The sequence below is a fragment of the Ruminococcus sp. YE71 genome, assembly GCF_900119155.1.
Classification (GTDB): domain Bacteria; phylum Bacillota; class Clostridia; order Oscillospirales; family Ruminococcaceae; genus YE71.
Genome location: NZ_FPIR01000010.1, coordinates 121544 through 138785 on the forward strand (window position 1 = coordinate 121544; position 17242 = coordinate 138785).

General features: G+C 48.2%; 16 protein-coding genes. 8 read left to right on the top strand and 8 right to left on the bottom strand.

The window, feature by feature from the left end; genetic code table 11:
* Nucleotides 1-349 precede the first annotated feature (349 nt).
* The 5 genes from BT142_RS10900 to BT142_RS10920 all read right to left on the bottom strand — a co-directional run bounded on the left by BT142_RS10900 (nucleotide 350) and on the right by BT142_RS10920 (nucleotide 3432).
* On the bottom strand, nucleotides 350-814 hold the full coding sequence (locus BT142_RS10900; RefSeq protein ID WP_072418225.1) for a GNAT family N-acetyltransferase: 465 nt from the start codon (nucleotides 812-814) through the stop codon (nucleotides 350-352).
* Between the two features lie 6 nt (nucleotides 815-820).
* Complete coding sequence (locus BT142_RS10905; protein WP_072418226.1) at nucleotides 821-1402, bottom strand: cyclase family protein; 582 nt, start codon at nucleotides 1400-1402, stop codon at nucleotides 821-823.
* Between the two features lie 341 nt (nucleotides 1403-1743).
* A complete protein-coding gene (locus tag BT142_RS10910) occupies nucleotides 1744-2553 on the bottom strand; it encodes an alpha/beta hydrolase (RefSeq protein ID WP_084659434.1) in 810 nt (269 codons plus the stop codon).
* A gap of 219 nt (nucleotides 2554-2772) precedes the next feature.
* Nucleotides 2773-3138 (bottom strand): DUF6465 family protein, encoded by a 366-nt coding sequence (locus BT142_RS10915; protein ID WP_072418227.1) that lies wholly within the window; start codon nucleotides 3136-3138, stop codon nucleotides 2773-2775.
* 15 nt (nucleotides 3139-3153) lie between these two features.
* Complete coding sequence (locus BT142_RS10920) at nucleotides 3154-3432, bottom strand: HU family DNA-binding protein (RefSeq protein WP_072418228.1); 279 nt, start codon at nucleotides 3430-3432, stop codon at nucleotides 3154-3156.
* Between the two features lie 377 nt (nucleotides 3433-3809).
* On the opposite strand from BT142_RS10920, the gene BT142_RS10925 reads away from it, so the two are divergent.
* Nucleotides 3810-4190, top strand: coding sequence for a GntR family transcriptional regulator (locus BT142_RS10925; protein ID WP_072418229.1), 381 nt, complete (start codon nucleotides 3810-3812; stop codon nucleotides 4188-4190).
* 83 nt (nucleotides 4191-4273) lie between these two features.
* On the opposite strand, the gene BT142_RS10930 is transcribed toward BT142_RS10925, so the two are convergent.
* The 3 genes from BT142_RS10930 to BT142_RS10940 form a co-directional block, all read right to left on the bottom strand.
* A complete protein-coding gene (locus BT142_RS10930; RefSeq protein WP_072418230.1) occupies nucleotides 4274-6730 on the bottom strand; it encodes a SpaA isopeptide-forming pilin-related protein in 2457 nt (818 codons plus the stop codon).
* A gap of 289 nt (nucleotides 6731-7019) precedes the next feature.
* Nucleotides 7020-8525: an O-antigen ligase family protein gene (locus tag BT142_RS10935; RefSeq protein ID WP_072418231.1), complete on the bottom strand. Its 1506-nt coding sequence runs from the start codon at nucleotides 8523-8525 to the stop codon at nucleotides 7020-7022.
* Nucleotides 8526-8899: 374 nt separating this feature from the next.
* Nucleotides 8900-12571: a hypothetical protein gene (locus tag BT142_RS10940; protein ID WP_072418232.1), complete on the bottom strand. Its 3672-nt coding sequence runs from the start codon at nucleotides 12569-12571 to the stop codon at nucleotides 8900-8902.
* 139 nt (nucleotides 12572-12710) lie between these two features.
* On the opposite strand from BT142_RS10940, the gene BT142_RS10945 reads away from it, so the two are divergent.
* The 7 genes from BT142_RS10945 to BT142_RS10975 form a co-directional block, all read left to right on the top strand.
* Nucleotides 12711-12992: a helix-turn-helix domain-containing protein gene (locus BT142_RS10945; RefSeq protein ID WP_072418233.1), complete on the top strand. Its 282-nt coding sequence runs from the start codon at nucleotides 12711-12713 to the stop codon at nucleotides 12990-12992.
* Nucleotides 12992-13918: a conjugal transfer protein TrbL family protein gene (locus tag BT142_RS10950; RefSeq protein ID WP_084659435.1), complete on the top strand. Its 927-nt coding sequence runs from the start codon at nucleotides 12992-12994 to the stop codon at nucleotides 13916-13918. Before BT142_RS10945 ends, BT142_RS10950 begins: the two co-directional genes overlap by 1 nt.
* Nucleotides 13919-14007: 89 nt before the next feature.
* Nucleotides 14008-14196 (top strand): hypothetical protein, encoded by a 189-nt coding sequence (locus BT142_RS10955; protein ID WP_072418234.1) that lies wholly within the window; start codon nucleotides 14008-14010, stop codon nucleotides 14194-14196.
* Nucleotides 14197-14345: 149 nt separating this feature from the next.
* On the top strand, nucleotides 14346-14528 hold the full coding sequence (locus BT142_RS10960; protein ID WP_242871962.1) for a hypothetical protein: 183 nt from the start codon (nucleotides 14346-14348) through the stop codon (nucleotides 14526-14528).
* Nucleotides 14529-15101 carry a hypothetical protein gene (locus BT142_RS10965; RefSeq protein ID WP_072418236.1) on the top strand — a complete coding sequence of 191 codons (573 nt, stop codon included), beginning with the start codon at nucleotides 14529-14531 and terminating at the stop codon, nucleotides 15099-15101.
* Entirely contained in the window at nucleotides 15098-16921 is a 1824-nt protein-coding gene (locus BT142_RS10970; RefSeq protein WP_072418237.1) for a VirB4 family type IV secretion system protein, read from the top strand. Before BT142_RS10965 ends, BT142_RS10970 begins: the two co-directional genes overlap by 4 nt.
* A gap of 12 nt (nucleotides 16922-16933) precedes the next feature.
* Nucleotides 16934-17242: hypothetical protein (locus BT142_RS10975; RefSeq protein WP_072418238.1), on the top strand; the 309-nt coding region annotated here is incomplete at its 3' end.

A 17242-nucleotide genomic window follows, 5' to 3' on the forward strand; every position in this document is an offset into this window, starting at 1 on the left:
CGGTTAGAAGAAACGTTCTTCCCCAGACCCTTTTCCAAAGACTTTTAAGATGTTGAAAGTCGGATGTGTTCGGAAAAATAGTCTCTCACCGCATTTTTTTGCAATCATGAACGTCTTTTTGGCAAGGGGCTCACTATCTAACAAGAGAACCACAATCTTTCCAACCAACTCTATCTTTGGAAGAATATCTCCCCTTGCCAAAAAGTATTAAAAGTTTTAGTGAGGGGGTTTGGGGGAAGACCCTTTTTCAAAAGGGTCTCCCCCAAGTCACACAACCCGAAGGTGTTTTTCAGGGCGGTTGATGCCCTTTGATTATTATGACGTAAAACGGAGGAGGAATATTACAGGTTTAGAAAAAAAATTTCATTTCGTGGTATTCCGAGGCGGTGTCCTCGAAGCCGAGGGAGCGGTAGAGGTGGTAGCCTGCGTCTGTTGCTTTGAGTTCGACGTGGTCGAGCTGCTGTTCTTCGGCATCGTCGAGAAGGAGCTCCATGAGCCTGCGTGCGGCGCCCTGTCTGCGGTATTCGGGGCGGGTGTAGACGTTGAACACCACGCCGACTCTCCCCCTCGGGAACGAAGGGGAGGGCGGCTTCTCGACGGTGAGAAGAAGGCAGCAGGCGGCGATCTCGTCACCCTCGCGGGCAACGAACGCGGTCATATCGCGGCCGAGGTGAGCACGGAAATAGTCGAGCAGTCTCAGCCGCAGAACGCCAAGCTCCTCCTCGGGTATCTCGCCGTGGTCGTCCAGCAGATAGGCGGCTCTGAGCTCGGTAAGGGTGCCGATATCGTCCAATGACGCTTTTTCAAATCTCATGGCGCGTCATCTCATAAGTATCGCACGGCAGGGCGAACCGTCCGCGCCGCCGAGATTCAGCGGAGCGGCACAGAGAGTATAGCGCCCCTCCTCGACCCCGTCGAGCACGATGCCTTCGAGCAGCACGACCCCTGCGCCCAGCAGGATAAGATGCACTTCCATCGGGGCTTCTTCGGGGCCGACCGTCTGCGATTCGTTGCCGAGCAGCTTGACGCCTGCCGCAGCGAAGACCTCGGCAGCGTCGGCACAGACCGTCAGCTTTCCAGCGAGCAGGATGCGCTCCGCCGCGCCCACACCCTTAGCCTCGCAAAGAATGTCCTCGGCATCCTCGGCGTGTATCTCGCCCGAGCGCTTCACTACGCAGCAGTCGCCCACAAAGCTGTCGAGGGGGACGCTGTCGATGGTTTTGCCGTCGTTGATGAAATGGTAGGGCGCGTCAACGTGAGTGCCGTTGTGAGCGCACATCGAAAAGGCCGTCAGATTGCAGACCGCACCGTCGGAAATGCTGAGCTTGACCTCGCGCACAGGCTGAGGGTCGCCCGGGAAGACCTTGCAGGAAAAGACCTCCTGCGAAATGTCGATAATCATTCTGAACCTCCATATGTCCAAAAAAGAAAACTGCCTATTTACAAAAGTGTGCCGGGGGGGCGTGGTGCTGACTGCGGGTTTTTACTGGGGGAAACCTTTCTGAAGAAAGGTTCTCCCCCAGACCCCTTTCCAAAGACTTTTAATATGTCGTTCGTTAGTTGTGGTCGTGGAGATAGACTCTCACGACTTTTCTGCACTCATGAACGTCTTTTTGGCATGGCGCAAACTATAAAACTACAATCTTCCCGGCAACACAAAAGTAACATGGGTAACGAAAAGGCAGCACCGTACAGCGTAGTACGATGCTGCCTACATATAGTATAGCACATTCACAGAAAATGTCAAGAGACAAATTCGATGATTGCCTTCGCGGTCTCTTTCTGCTGCTGTTCGGCGGTTATCTCGGCGGCGCCGTCGCCCTCCTGTTCGCCGTAGCAGCCGAAATAGGAGTGATTGCCGCCGCGAACCTCGACCTCGCGGTGTTTTTCGGGGTAGTTGGCGCGGTAGTCCTCGAAGTTGTTCCACATGATGACCTCGTCGTTGCTGCCGTAGACCGACAGAAGCGGCACACTGTTGTCAACAGGCTGAGTGGCGTAGGACGCGAGCATCACCAGCCCCGCGATGTCCTCCGAGTGTTCCGAGCCGTACATCGAAGCCACGACTCCGCCCAGCGAGTGACCGCTGATATACCACTCGCGGTAGTTGTAATTTCTCATGAAGCGTTCGGCGCAGTCGGTATCGAAGAAGGCGACGTTGAACGGCATATCTGCCAGAAAGCAGTCGATCCCGCCCCTCGCGAGCCGCTGCATCAGCGGTGCATACGACCTCTCGTCCACGAACGCCCCGGGATAAAACACCAGCGCCTTTTCTCTGCCGCTCCCGTCAAAATACCACCCGTGCGAGACCCTCGTGACCCTGACAGCAGGTGTGGTTTCGAGTGCGGTCAGCGCGGTGATGTCGGGCTTGTAGGACTTCGAGCTGACCACTGCCGACAACGTTACGATGGGCAGAGCCCCGATGAACACCGCGATAAGCGCGGCAACGGGAAGTTTCAGCTGTCTGTGCGCCAGCTTCGTCACCAGCAGCGTGATGAGCGAACCAAATACAAGAACGAACGAGCCCAGTATGATACAAACGGTAAAAAAGCGCATAAGATCAACTCCTTTAACGTATCATATTTCCTCTTTCCATTGTTTCCATACGGACAAGTTATATATACTTTATACTATTTATATTATATCATATAAACAGACAATATGTAATTACCGAACAGTAAACATATTTCTAAATTTTCACACAAAAAATGACTGCACAGTCAAAAGACCATGCAGCCGTAAAAAATTCAATATTCTTTTACTGTTGTCTATTTATTAAAGGTCTACCTTACCGTTAACGCTGTCATTTACAACGTAGTAAGCAGCAGAATCCTCAGGCTTGATATAAACGCTGATGGACTTGATCGCAGCCTTGTTGTCCTTCTTGTAGTCCGCTTTAGCAGCAGCTACAACAGCAGCAACATCGTACTCTGCTCCGGAGAACTGGACTTTGACAGCCTCTACAGACTTAACAGCAGATGCCTTCTCAGCGACCTTCTTAGCCTTTTCTGTAGTCTTCTTTGCAGTAGACTTAGCAGCGGTAGCGGTCTTCTTTGCAGTGGACTTAACCTCTGTAACAGCCTTCTCTGCGGTGTTCTTTACTTCCTCGGCAGCCTTTGCGGCGGTCTTTTTAACAGCCATGTTCGTATCCTCCTATTATTTTTTATCAACAGCTTCCTTCAAAGCCTTAGAAGCCTTGAATACGGGAGCCTTTCTTGCAGGTATATGCGAAAGCTTCTTGGTGTTCGGGTTGATGGTGTCTCTTGCGGCACGCTCGGTAACATTGAAAACACCGAAGCCCGATACGGAGACCTTCTCACCCTTTGCGAGAGCGTCGGTCACAGTCTCGGTAAACAGCTTGAGCATTACCTCAGCTTCTTTCTTGGAAAAACCGCCCTTCTCGGCGATCGCGGCTAACAGTTCTGACTTTTTCATACTAATTCCTCCGAAATGATCTGCTTTTATTAGACCCCTATCATAAGTCTTAATAAATAATTAATAAACTTTCATGACATAATTATATACTATTTTACACGGTTTGTCAAATGCAAAAACAGCGTTTTTACGTCATATACGCAAATTTTGTATACTCGACCAAAAAACGCCTTTTACCGAAAATTGAAATTGTAATTTATGGCGATAAAAAAACGCGGAAAATATCGTGTTAGCGTCGTTTTGACCCCTATTTTTTTCTAAAAAAACTCCTCTGATATCATAATATGATGATAGGACTTGACTTTTTCGGGCTTTTGTGATATACTTAGTTACATAAGTACATAACCACTACACATATACAGGATTGAGGTATACGTATGAAATTCAAGCTCAGCGGTCATGAACCTATCTATGCACAGCTCGTAAGGTATTATGAAGACCTGATAATCTCCCGCGAGCTCCCCGAGGAAGGGCGTCTTCCATCCACAAACGAAGTCGCGGCGGCGTTCGGCGTCAATCCCGCAACGGTTCTGAAAGCTATGGAACAGCTGGTCGCAAAGAACATCGTCTACAAGAAGCGAGGTCTCGGGATGTTCGTGTGCAGCGGCGCCTGCTGGCAGCTGACCGAGGAGCGCAGGTCGGATTTCTACGAGAACCACGTCCGCAGGATGCTCGAAGAAGCGCACCGCATCGGCTTCACGAATCAGGACATCATCGACCTGATAAACGCATCCGACAGCACACATATGAATTTCTGACCTTTCACACGGCAAACGAAAAGGCACTTTTGTCATAGTATCGACAAAAGTGCCTTGATTTATGCGTTTTTACGGCTGCGTCATCAGCTGTTCTTTTTGCGGATGACTGCGGCTGCCGCAATTATCAGCAGGATTGGAGCTGCTGTCTTGCCGAGACCCGTTGCAGGGTTGCCGTCGCTGCTGCCGCCTGTGGTGGAAGAAGTGCCTGTGCCCTTCGAGGTTGTGGAACTGCTCGACGAGCTGCTGCTCGACGAAGAATCGCCGTCGGTGCCGCTGCCATTACTGCTGCTGTCGTTGTCAGCCTTGGAGCTGTTGTCGGAGTCGGTGTCCGAAGAGGAATCGTCGGCTGTGAGCTTTGCATCCTCAACGTAGAGCACCTTAGCATCGGTGTCCTTGCCGTCGATGATGACGGTTCCGTCGGTATCCAGCGTGAACTTGATATCCTCAGCCACATCGTAGCCATCGGGAGCGGTCTTTTCGTGGAGAGTGTACTCGGTCAGCGTATCGAAAAGTCCCTGGATCTCCAGCGAACCGTTAACGGTTATCTCGCAGACGATCTCCTCGCCCTTGAGCACCTCGAACACTGCGTCGCTGTTGATTGGCTTGCCTGTCTCGGCATCCACCTTCTGAACGGTAATGTCGGTAGCCGCGTCGAACATCGACACGATACCGTCTGCGCTCACGCTCTCGCCGTCTTTCGTTTTCACGTTCACGTCGGCGTAGCCGTTTAAGCTGTCTGTCAGGCTGAAAGTGATGTCATCGGTATACTCGTAGCCGTCGGGAGCGCCCTTCTCGGTAAGAACGTAATCGGTATCGAATTTGAGACCCTTTACGTACAGCTCCTCGTCGGCGGAAGTCCAGGTGATACCGTTGATCTCCACATCGAAGGTGATGCCGTACTTCTCGATATCATCCTGAGTGAATTTGCTCATAACGAAATCCCAGTCAGCGTCGCCCGTCAGGGTCAGGACCGCGTTTTCGAGCTCGTTCTCGTTCGCGATGTCCTTCTTGCTGATGCCCACAGTGCTGATCTTGTCATTGATGACGATCTCGCCGCCAGCGGAGCCCTTGCCGTCTACGTAAACCACATTGTTGATATCCACGGTGAAGTGGATGTCGGGGCATACGGTGTAATATTCGGGAGCGGATGTCTCGCGGATAACATACTCGGTGTCAGCCGTCAGACTGCCGATAACGTGGGAGACAGAGTTGCCGTACTCATCAACGTCGCCGCCGCTTATCCATGTTTCGATCGGCGTAACGCCCTCTGCAAGCTCGCCCGTCATCTCGTCAAAATCGGAACCGTAGTACAGCGCGAACTCCGCACCGTCAAGCTCGTCGCCCGTGTCGAAATCGAGCTTCGTCACCTGAACTGCAAGCGGCTTGTCTACCATAACGATCCTGTTAGTCACCTTATCAGCGCCGTTGACCGAGTGAGTGCCGTCCGCGTTGATGTGGAAGTCGATGTCCTCAGCGCAGGAGTAGGTGTTCGGCGGTGCAACTTCCGTCAGGGTGTAATCGCCCTCGGGCAGACCGCTCAGAGTCGTCGGATATTTACCCGAAACGAAGGTCAGTGACTTTCCGTCCTCGCTGATGGTGCATTCAACGGGATAACCGTTGCGTATCAGCGAAACGCCCGAAAGATCGGCACCTTCGCCGTTGTATGTAACTGTCAGCTCGGCGCCGCTCAGCTCATTGCCGTTGGTTATGGATACCTTGCTGATATCGAAATCGCCCCTCTTGAAGGCGCCGCAGATCATCGACTGGTGATCCTTCGGACCGTTGAACACGTAACCGTCGTAGCCCTCGTAGTAGTAATCCTCGATCTCGTTGTCGATATATTCGATGAGGGGCTTGAAGTAAACGCTCCACAGGGAATCCTCATCGGTCAGCGGCGAATCAGATTCATATCCGTAGCCCGTATTTGATGTTTCCTTGAAGCAGTAGAAATCGGCATGACCTTCCTGATCTTTATCCGTCACCCAGTTTGCCCACTCGGAATCGTCATGAACGCACGCCCAGACAAGATACTGGGGAGCTTCATTCAGCAGTTTGTTCCAGTCTTCCTTCATGGCTTCCTCAGATTTGAGGTTCTTCTTCTTGCTGATGATATTTGCCCTTGCAGTGTCGGCGTTGAGGGTCTTGGCGTAAGCCTTGATCTGGTCATCCGCGATAACGATCTTCAGCAGTCTGTTCTTGACTGCGTCGGTGTAATTGCGGGTGTAAGTATAGGTCTTACCGCCCTCGGTAACTTCCTTCTCAAGTGTAGTGAGCTCCGAGAGCTTGCAGGCTTTGAACTTCTGACCCGCGGGAGTGTGGCACTTGTAATCGAGACAGTAAGCGTGTCCCTTGACAACTGCGCCTTCCTCATCAAAAACTATATCATCCTTGTTATAGCTGTTGATGGTGTAGTACTCGTCCTCGTCGATCTCGGTGTTATCGACCGCAGTCACGACCTGCGAGACCGATGTGAACGGCATTGTGCAGATCAAAGCCGCCGACATTACTGCCGAACCTGCACGTTTGAATAACCCTTTCATTTTAGATACCTCCAATTTCTAATGTTATTCTTTCTATTGGTATGACGCGGCGGATCCCCCAAAATAATAATGATCGCCGCTTTTTTCATACCATCTTATATTATACACCTGTTTTACGCATAAATCAAGAGGGTTTTAAGGCATTTTAAATTTTATTTAGTTTTTTTGTGTCAATGTAAAAAAATCAAACTTACTTTTAGAAAACGAGGTTAAATTTTTGATATACTATAAAATATCACAAAAAAACTCCTCTTCCCGCAGCCGCGGGAAAAGGAGTTTTCTTTATCCATCATTCGGTTTTTGCAGCTTTCGGCTTGCCTTTTTTGAAGTATTCCGCATAGGTAAGCCCGAGGAAAATGTAGATAAACGGCGTTGTGTAGTAGATAGCCACTCCGAAGAACGAGCTTGCAAGATAGCCCAGACTCACAAAAAAGCATATCATAGAGGTCTTGTCAAGCGTCTTGTGGCTGAAGAACACCCTCAGCAGTATCATCGAGCAGGCTATGATGTACAGCAGACTTGTCTGTATCCCGAAAAACTCCGCATATTGCAGGAATTCATTGTGGGGCGTGCCCACGCCGTAGGTGTTGAGAAGTCCCTCAACGCCGAAACCGAGGAACGGGCTCTCGCCCATGTGTTCCACAGTCCCCTTCCAGAGTCTCCAGCGCGACGAACCTGCCGAATCGGCTTCGAGTGGGTCTTCGATTATCATGTTGATGTCGCCGAACAGCGTCAGGAAGCTCGACATCAGCGACGAATAAAAGAACCTCATCACAACAGTTATGAGAATGAAAACGCCGAGGATGATGAGCGATTCTTTCTTGTTCTCCTTGACGAACGCGAAGCAGTAGATGATAAACAGGATGAAGATAAACAGCGTCGCAAGATACGCGCCGAGGGTGTTGTTCATTATCATCACGATATTTGCGATGACCGCCGAGACCGCCGAGACTATCCTCAGCCACAGCTTTTTCTCATAGACGAACATCAGTGCGCCCGTAATGACCGTTATCGCCAGATAGTAGCCGTAATGGTTCGAGTTGTGGAAGACAGCGCAGGGTGAAACGCCCGTGCTTGTGTAGTACTTGACGGGAGTCACCCACTTATCGACGAGAGCGAGAATGTTCAGCGGCAGTCCCGAAAAAAGCAGGACATACAGCAGAAATTTTCTCAGGCGTTCATCAAACAGCATCATTCCGCAGAAAAAATACACCAGCGGATAAGTTATGTAGCTGAAAATGCTCTCATACATATACGGGTGACCCGTGAGGTCATATTCGTTCGCGCCGCGTATCCTGGTCACGGCGATTATGCTGACAACGAACATCACGAACACGATGAACGGCACGCACTTCGATATTCTCTCCCCCACCGTGAGTTCGGATTTTTTTACAGCGACTCCGTGCCGCCTGCTTTCGATGCGCTTCGAGACAGCGTAGAGAATTATCCACAGGTAAGTCAGCACCGCTGTGAATCTTGCAAGTCGGTTGATGTTGCGGATAGTCCACTGATACCGCTTGACAGTCAGCGATGATACCAGCAGGATCTTATCGCTGTTATCGGTCACGACGCGAACTATCAGCTGTATCAGCGGCGACACGATAAACAATCCGAGCACGAAAATTATCAGCAGATTGCCGAGAATCCCCAGCGACTCAAGTCTCAGAGTTGCCGAAGCAGTCTCATTTTTGTTCTGTTCTTCATCAAGGCGTTTTTGAATAAACGCTTCAAGATCAGCCTGATCGACGTCTTTCAGCCGTTCATCAAGCTGTTCGTTTCTGTTGTTAGTATCCATTGGTCTCTCCTGTTGACGGGAATTGCTTTGGTGATATATTTATTATACTATATTTTACTTGATTTTGCAATAGGTATTACGGATTTATTAAAAAAATATATGTTGAAGTTATTTTTTTGTGAGTGTGAATGGATGGTATGGAGTGAGTGTGCAAGGATATGATCGAGTATGTTGATAAGATAATTAAAGGCGATGAATGCACAAGACCCTGCCGGGATGGTATTTCCGTCAGGGTCTCGATTTTTGTAGGGTCAACACGATAGTTTCGCAATTCGCATTTTCTTGTGGGTGAGTTCGGGTATAGGTTTATTCTCCTTTGATTATGATCAGAGCCGAGAGCGTAGCTCTCGGCTCTGGGACGTGTGCTGTGATGCTTACGGTTCAGCTTCCTCCTGCTGAATCTGTATGAACTCAGGACAGATTTTTGCGTTTGTATAGATCAGGTAGTTTTCTGCCGGACTGCTTGTAATAACAGACTCGTTATCAACACCGGTAATCACTCCGCCTTCTACTATCGCAGTTCTGTAGAGCTCGGCTTTAAGATCGACCTTATAGTTTGCATATTCTATAAAGCTTCCTCCGGACTTGGCATTGAATAAGATGTCAATATCGAAGATCTTACCCGTATGCTCACATTCACTGACATCAAGATATACTGTTATCGTTGATCCAGTTGCCAAAGCTATGGCTTCCGCATCCTTTGACCTGAACGTAAAGCTTCCGTTGATATAATTCTGAATACTGGTTATCGGTACATAATCAACGTTGCTGACAGGTGAGCCTGACGAATCAGTTTTCTTTTCAAGCTTCAGCGTCAGTTTAAGCACCTTAGCCACAGCCATGTCTGAATCAGTAATGGACTGAACATTATAGAATGCTTCCGTATTTACCGGCATATCTGTACGCGATGCCTCATTCGCGGACAATCCATTTACACCCAATGTTGTCTGGTTTTTACTGTTATAGCCAATTTCATCGTAGATCGTGTCGATTTCATCAGTCTTTGGCCCGTAAGTCAGTGTAGCCCTCTTCACAGTTTCGATGTAATAGTTATGTCCATCGATCGGATATGAATAGGTCATGCTCGCGTTGACCAGCGCATTGCTTTCATAAGCGATATTGGACGCTGCTCTTACGTTTACACCGTACTCTTCTCCGGTAGTTCTTTTCGGGAACTCATCCTGAAGCTCATCCGGATCGAAGTCCATCTCTATATCAGCACTGATCGTAAAGCTTCCGGTCGTTCTCAGATAAGCAATAAGATTCGAGGACTCTTCGGCTGATGTTGTATGAACGTTGATATAATTCGCCTCCAGATTCAGATCAATATTGCTACACTCAGAAGCTGTGCCGTTATTGATCTTATACGTTGCTGTTATATCCGAAGTACTCAATGCTTTGATATCACTCTCTATACCGTTTGAACTTGTACGGATCAAAGTGATGTAGAACGAATGGAAGAACTCATCACCATTCAGATAGTAAATGGCTGTCGAGTTTTTAGGTGTTACTACCGTTGACACCTTAGCATTTATTTTATGATTTGTTGTTGTTATTTGCTGGACATCAGGTTTGACGACCATTGTACCCGACTGATCGAACAGGTCTGCAATAAGGATCTGGAATTCATTCTGCTGAGTTATACCAGCAGCTTTAGGTGACGTATTGCTGCCGGAAATATCGCTTATCTGTAATCTTTCAGATTGTAGTTTGATCTGGTAGAAATATACATCTGTAGCAGTAACAACAGTATTGTGCGGAACCTTTACGCTGATATAATAATCCTCATAGACTGAGCCGCTTACCGATAGATTATAAGCTCCGTTTTTAGCCTCTGTGAACTCATAGTACTGTTTTACACCGTTTTCTATGGTATAAACATCATACTCAAAATTCCCGCTTTCAAGCTGCTGGGCAGTAGGTGACAGCTTTCGGTACCAGCCCGCTCCAGAAGCATTTTTCGGCTCTATCTTTGATGCAATAACATCATTGAGCGTAGGCACACTGAACGGAACATTGTTAGCATCGTTTCCGTCATAATCTTCGGCTTTGAATGCTGTAAGCGGTACTCTCCAGCAATTCTTTGTTCCGTCATTACTGTCGGGAATTGTATAGTGGGTAAGATTTGTCGGGTCAGCTGTTGTATAGTAAACCCTGTCAGAGTCACCGTTCGGGTCAACTAAAACCATAAATGTTCCGTCAGGCAGCCGCTTTTTATCGTTACCGTTGGTCATTGTTTCAAAATCGATGGTCTTATTATAGTTCCACTTAACATTTCCGGAATTCAGAAGTGCATTAATGTCAAGATCACGATATTCATAACGAATGTATTGTGTTACCCAGGTATCCAGTGTATCAGCGTGTTTACGTTTTCTGTGAATGTCAGGGGTATTTGCCTGCTCTGTGACACATTCATCAATGAGACTCTGGTACTGATTTGTTCCCGGATACGCTACTGAATACGCTCCTGTTTTTGCAGAAGCATAGAAATTAACAGCCATCTCTCTGACGGTATATACTGGAACATATAAATGGTAAGCAATTTTACCTGTATCAGTTATTTCGCCCGCGTTGTTCTTGACAATTGGTTTCATCGGATCCATGAACTGAATGTCAAGCAGGGTAAAGGTTCCGCTCAGAGAATCAGCATGATCATTGTTGAGCTGGAACTTTTTGTTGTTGTTCGTCAGACCGTGAGCCGTTGCATCAGTATCGATGCTGAAGCTGCCGTTATCATATTCGCAGGTCTGGATATCCACATTGAAATATCCGTCTTCACTTCCGGCGGCATAATCATTTGTGGTGTTCGTTACAAGCTGTATATAGCGGTTGATGAGATTGGTCGTTTCAGTTTCAGCGGCAGTCGCTATTACAAGAACAGCAAAATTTTCAAAGCCTGCTGCCGCAAGATCTCCTGCACTCATACCACGCTCGGTAGCAAAGGTTGAGATTCGGTTACCTTCATCAGTTATCGAGCGGTTCATGTAGTAATCGATTGTATTAGCGCCGGTAATAGGGGTATCAACGTAAGTATTATAATACTGTTTTGTCGCACCCGAATTACCTATTTCAGAATGTATCCTTGCTGCCATTGTATTTTTGCCGGTTCCCGTGAAACCTGTGACCACAGAACCGTAAAGCACAGCACCGTCACCCGAGATGACTTCATCAGGACCCAGCGCCGACTGCGGATTAACATTGACATAGGGATACTTTGGCATCTCAACATTGGTCTCTAAGCTTGCATTAAAGGTTGAGTAGCCCGCACTACTTGATGTCATGTTTTCACAGGTGCCTTCGTAATCGGCGAAAACGAAGGAGGCTTTAGTGTTTGTACGGTTGTCTGCATCAGACCAGTTTCCAATATTTCTTGCATAATTCTTTCCATAGATGCCAAGCCCTGTGAACTGAATCGATGTGGTAATATTGGCTTTTGTTTCTCCCAAATGCCCGATCCAGGCACCGTTATTAGCACCGCCGAGCGTAACATCATCAAGCTTGATGTTGTAACCGAGAATTTTGTTTGTGCTGTTAGGACTTCTCCTATAGACCTGACCGATCGCACCGCCGGCATAGTTGCCGCTTGCTCCGATAGTGCAATCCTCAACAGAGCTGTCATGGATATAACAGGTTATTGAGCTAGATTCTACAGATGAACCGGTATAGCCGATAAAGCCGCCGACATAACCTTTTTTTCCATCTGTGTATGCTGTCGAAGTTATTGTGTAATTTTGTACTTTGCAGTCCTTGATGGTAATATTTGGCGAGCCGTTTGTATAAACATTACCGCACCCAAGGAATCCGCCTGCGTAACCATTGGCATCTCTCACGGAGTTTCCTTTGATGGTATTATTTGTGCTTGTATCACCGACCATCTGACATTTATCCAGAGTAATTTGATACGGAACATATGTATTATTTCCGCTGAACCATTTACCGCCGTAAAAACCGCCTGCATAATGCCCGTTGACATTGATCTTTTCAACTGTGCAGTTCTGGAACTCAGCAATACAGGAAGTTCCTCCTGAATTGTAAGGCTGCATCATGCCTACAAGACCGCCGGCATTGAGCAGAAATATCCGCAGGCAAAGCCGGAGCCGCCTGACGAATATTGTCCCGAGGACGGCAGCTTTGCGGAGAAACGTGGCAGACCAATAAAAACCGGAAGTTAGGGGGATTGATAGATTGATAGTAGCAAGACGGATCTACGATCTTGGTCTGCCGCACAGGGCGGTAACGGTTTACTGTTATCTGTGCGACAGGGCAAACAAAAAAGGCGAATGCTTTCCGTCGGCAAAAACGATAGCGCTTGACCTCAGCCTCAGCAGACGCACGGTATTCAGGGCGTTGAATGACCTTGAAAAGTGCGGTCTGATAGAGAAAAAACAGCGTATCCGCACAAGCGGCGGCATAAGCTCCAACCTCTACAAGCTGACAGATATTTCTGGCAAAGGGGGCGGTGCATAGTGTTTGACTGGATAGGCGATGCTGTCGATTGGATCGGAGAGAGCATTTCAAGTTTGTGGGGAAACACGGTCGGCTCGGCGGCTTCGGCGGTCACCGAAGCGGTATGGGACATGATGTTTTCGTGGCTGTTTGAAACAGTCTATGGGTGCTTCTCCGACTTTTTCGAGTTTATCAACTCCACCACAAGCAACATTTTCACACTTGCGTGGGTGCAGACGTTCATATCACTTTTCGCTTCAATGGGGCAGATTCTCTTTATCTGCGGATTTGTGGTCGCTGTGTTCGACTGTGCGGTGGCGTATGAAAACGGCGGTGCGAATATCAAGAACACGGCGATAAACATTTTCAAGGGATTCATGGCGGCGTATCTTTTTGCAGATATTCCGCCGAAATTGTATGCTCTCTGTTGTCATTTGCAAGGGTCATTTGCCGGCGACCTTGTGAGTGCTTTCACGGGAGCGATGTCTTCTGATATTTCGACGACCGCAAAACTCGTTCTTCTGGAACTCAGCGGAAATGCGACACTGTTCAACCTCGTGTTCATTATCCTCATAGGGTACTGCACAGTGAAAATCGTCTTTGCAAACATCAAACGTGGTGGCATTCTGCTGTGTCAGATCGCGGTCGGGAGTCTGTATATGTTCGGCGTTCCGAGAGGGTTCACGGACGGTTTCTACGGCTGGTGCAAGCAGGTGATAGCGACCTGCCTTACGACATTTTTGCAGACAACGATTTTGTACCTCGGACTGCTGACCTACACGGCGCATCCGCTTATCGCAATAGGTCTGTGCCTGTCTGCAACGGAGGTGCCGAGGGTAGCTCAGATGTACGGTCTCGAAACGAGCGTAAAGGTCAATATGATGAGCATAAGCCAGACGGTCAGTCTCGGAAGCAAGGCTGTCAGTCTGGCAAAGGCGGCAAAGTGAGTTTGCAAATTCATCTTGACACCATCTCCGCAAAGTAGTATAATAATAAAGCTGTGTTCAGCAGCAAGCACTTTTCGGGAGGTATGAAAATGGACAAGATAACAGTCGGCAGTATGATAACGCTGATAAAAGATATTGACGGAAAGACCCCGATAGGTTCCACCGCAACGATAGTTTATATCGATGATTTCGACCAGATATTCGTTGACTGGACGGACGGCGGTCAGGCTAAGTTTTCTGAAGAACAGCTTCTCAAGAACTTCGAGATAGCTTCATGATTTTGTGCAGTCGGCAGAAATGTCGGCTGCTTATTTTTTTTTAGGAGTGATGAAAAATAAAGACCTATATCTACCCCGAAAACCTGAAATCCAGTGTAAAGCTGTGGTTCTGGAGCGTTCGAGATTTTATTATAATATGCGTTGGCATCGTGGCATCTGTTGCGGTGGTCGCGGAGCTGTGGAACATTATCCCGGCGGCGGTGACGCTGTGCTATGCGTTTCTGAGCCTTCGCGCTGACGAATCATCGGTCATGGACTATATCATCAACGCAGTAAAATACTTTCTGCTGACACAGCAGGAGTTCCGCTGGCAGCTAAAGGAGGACGGATAAATGAAGAAGAAAAAGAACGGCGTTCAGGCTCTCATCGGGCTTGAACGCTTTACTAATTATGGCGTAAAAACGGACAAGGCAGAGTTGGTCTTTTTCTCGGTCGAGCCGACGAATATCAGCGTATTGTCTGCTGAAAATATCGAGAGCAAGGTGCATAATCTCATGATGGTGCTGTCGGTGATACCCGACCTTGAAATTATCGCAACAGACAGTGCTGAACGTTTCGATGACAACAAGTGGTATATCAGCAAGCGGCTTCAGACCGAACAGAACGAAGCGGTGAGAAAGCTGTTGCAGGCAGACCACGATTTTCTCGATGAGATTCAGCTTGAAATGTCCTCGGCGAGACAGTTCATGTTTGCGGTGCGTTTCCGCAGGGAGAAGCCGGAGCAGATATTCAACATTGTAAGCCGTGTTGACAAAACGCTTTCTGAGCATGGGTTTTCTGCCAGACGAATGAGCAAATCTGAGATCAAAAGAATGCTTGCACTCTACTTCGGAACGTCTATCACTGGCGATGAGATACCCGACATTGAGGGCGAAAACTACTTTGACATGGAGGCGACTGTATGAAGAAAAAGAGAGATCTGACCGAGGAACAGCAGGAGATCATCAGCACAAAGAAATTCATCGACAGGGCTGTGCCGGGGATACTGCGTTTTTATTCCGACCACTATATTTGCGGCAATTATTACAAGTCATGCTGGGCGATTACCGAGTATCCGCCGAGCACTGAAGAAACAGCGATACTCGCACACCTTGCCGACCGCAACGGCGTGACACTCCGCATTTACAACCGTCTTGTTGACAGCATGGAGCAGCGGAAGATCGTTCAGCAGTCGATGCGGAAGAATCACATGATGACCACTGTGAGCGATGTGAACGAGAACATCAAGGCACAGGACAATATAAATGATGTGGTGGAGCTGATTTCCGAGCTTCGCAGAAATAAAGAACCGCTACTGCATTGTGCTGTGTTTATCGAGCTTAGGGCAACTTCTGAGGACAAGCTGAAAGAGTTACAGTCGGATATACAGATGGAGTTGACACGCTCCAAAATAAGTGTAGACAGGCTGATACTCCGGCAGAAGGAAGCGTTCTTGTCTGCACTTCCTACGGGCAGCAATTCGTTTGCAAGTCAGTTTGAAAGGGTGCTGCCGGCTTCGAGTGTTGCAAATATGTATCCGCTGAATTATTCCGGCAAGACCGATGAACACGGCTTTTACCTCGGGAGAGATAAGTACGGCAGCAATGTGCTTGTGGATTTCGACAGACGTACTGAGGACAAGACCAACTCAAATGTTCTGATTCTCGGCAACAGCGGTCAGGGCAAAAGCTACCTCATGAAGTTGCTGCTCTGCAACAACCGTGAAGCAGGAAAAAGTGTTCTTGTTCTCGACCCCGAGCATGAATATGAGGACTTGTGCCGCAATCTCGGCGGAACTTATATCGACATGATGTCGGGTGAGTTTATGATAAATCCCCTTGAACCGAAAGCGTGGACGGATGGTGAAAGGGGCGGCTGTGACAGTCCCGAAGCGTTCAAAAAGGTCACAAAGCTGAGTCAGCACATAAGCTACCTCAAGGATTTTTTCAGGGCGTACAAGGACTTCACCGACGCGGAAATTGACACTATCGAGATCATGCTCATAAAGCTATATGCACGTTTCGGCATTGATGATATGACCGACCTTGACACGCTGACTGACGAGGACTATCCGATAATGAGCGACCTTTACGACCTCATCGAAAAGGAGTTCATGGCGTTCGACAAGGAAGTGAAGCACATTTACACCGAGGATATGTTGCAAAATATCTGTCTCGGTCTTCATAGTATGTGCAAGGGTGCGGAATCGAAATACTTCAATGGTCATACAAATATCAAGGACGGCGAGTTTGTGTGTTTCGGGGTCAAGGGTCTTATGGACACAAACAAGCGGCTGAAAGATACGCTGCTGTTTAATATTCTCAGCTACATGAGCAATCAGCTTTTGGGCAAGGGAAACACGGTGGCGGCTGTTGATGAGCTATATTTATTTCTCACCAACTTGACGGCGATAGAATATATCCGCAACGGCATGAAGCGTGTCCGCAAAAAGGAATCATCGTTCATTCTCGCTTCGCAGAACATTGAGGATTTCTTATTACCGGAGATAAAGGAGTTCACAAAACCGCTGTTCAGCATACCGACCCACCATTTTCTCTTCAATCCCGGCAATATCGCCGCCGAACCGTTCATCGACACCTTGCAGCTTGAACCGTCCGAGTTCGATCTAATCAAGTTTCCTGAGCGAGGAACGTGTCTGTATCGCTGCGGCAACGAAAGGTATTTGCTGGTGGTCATTGCACCGCCCTATAAGGCGGCACTGTTCGGAGCGGCTGGGGGAAGATAGTGAGGTGAGAGCATGACTGCGATCGATAAGCTGCTGAAAAAGATAAACCTTGAATACGAATCCATGCGTGAGATCTGGTGGGACATGACAGCCGATGAGCTGATTGAGAACGCCGAACAGATAGCAGCCGTCAAGTTCATCAGAACGAATATTGAATCCTGTATTCTCGATGATGCGGCTGACTATCTGCTCAGTTTCAAGAATCCGCTGGAGGTGCTGATGGGCACTCTTGCCAGCCGCTACGACCCGATGGATATAGCGGCAAGAGAAACATTCAGCGAAATGCTCCGTGAGATTTATGACAAGCATGATCTCGATTCG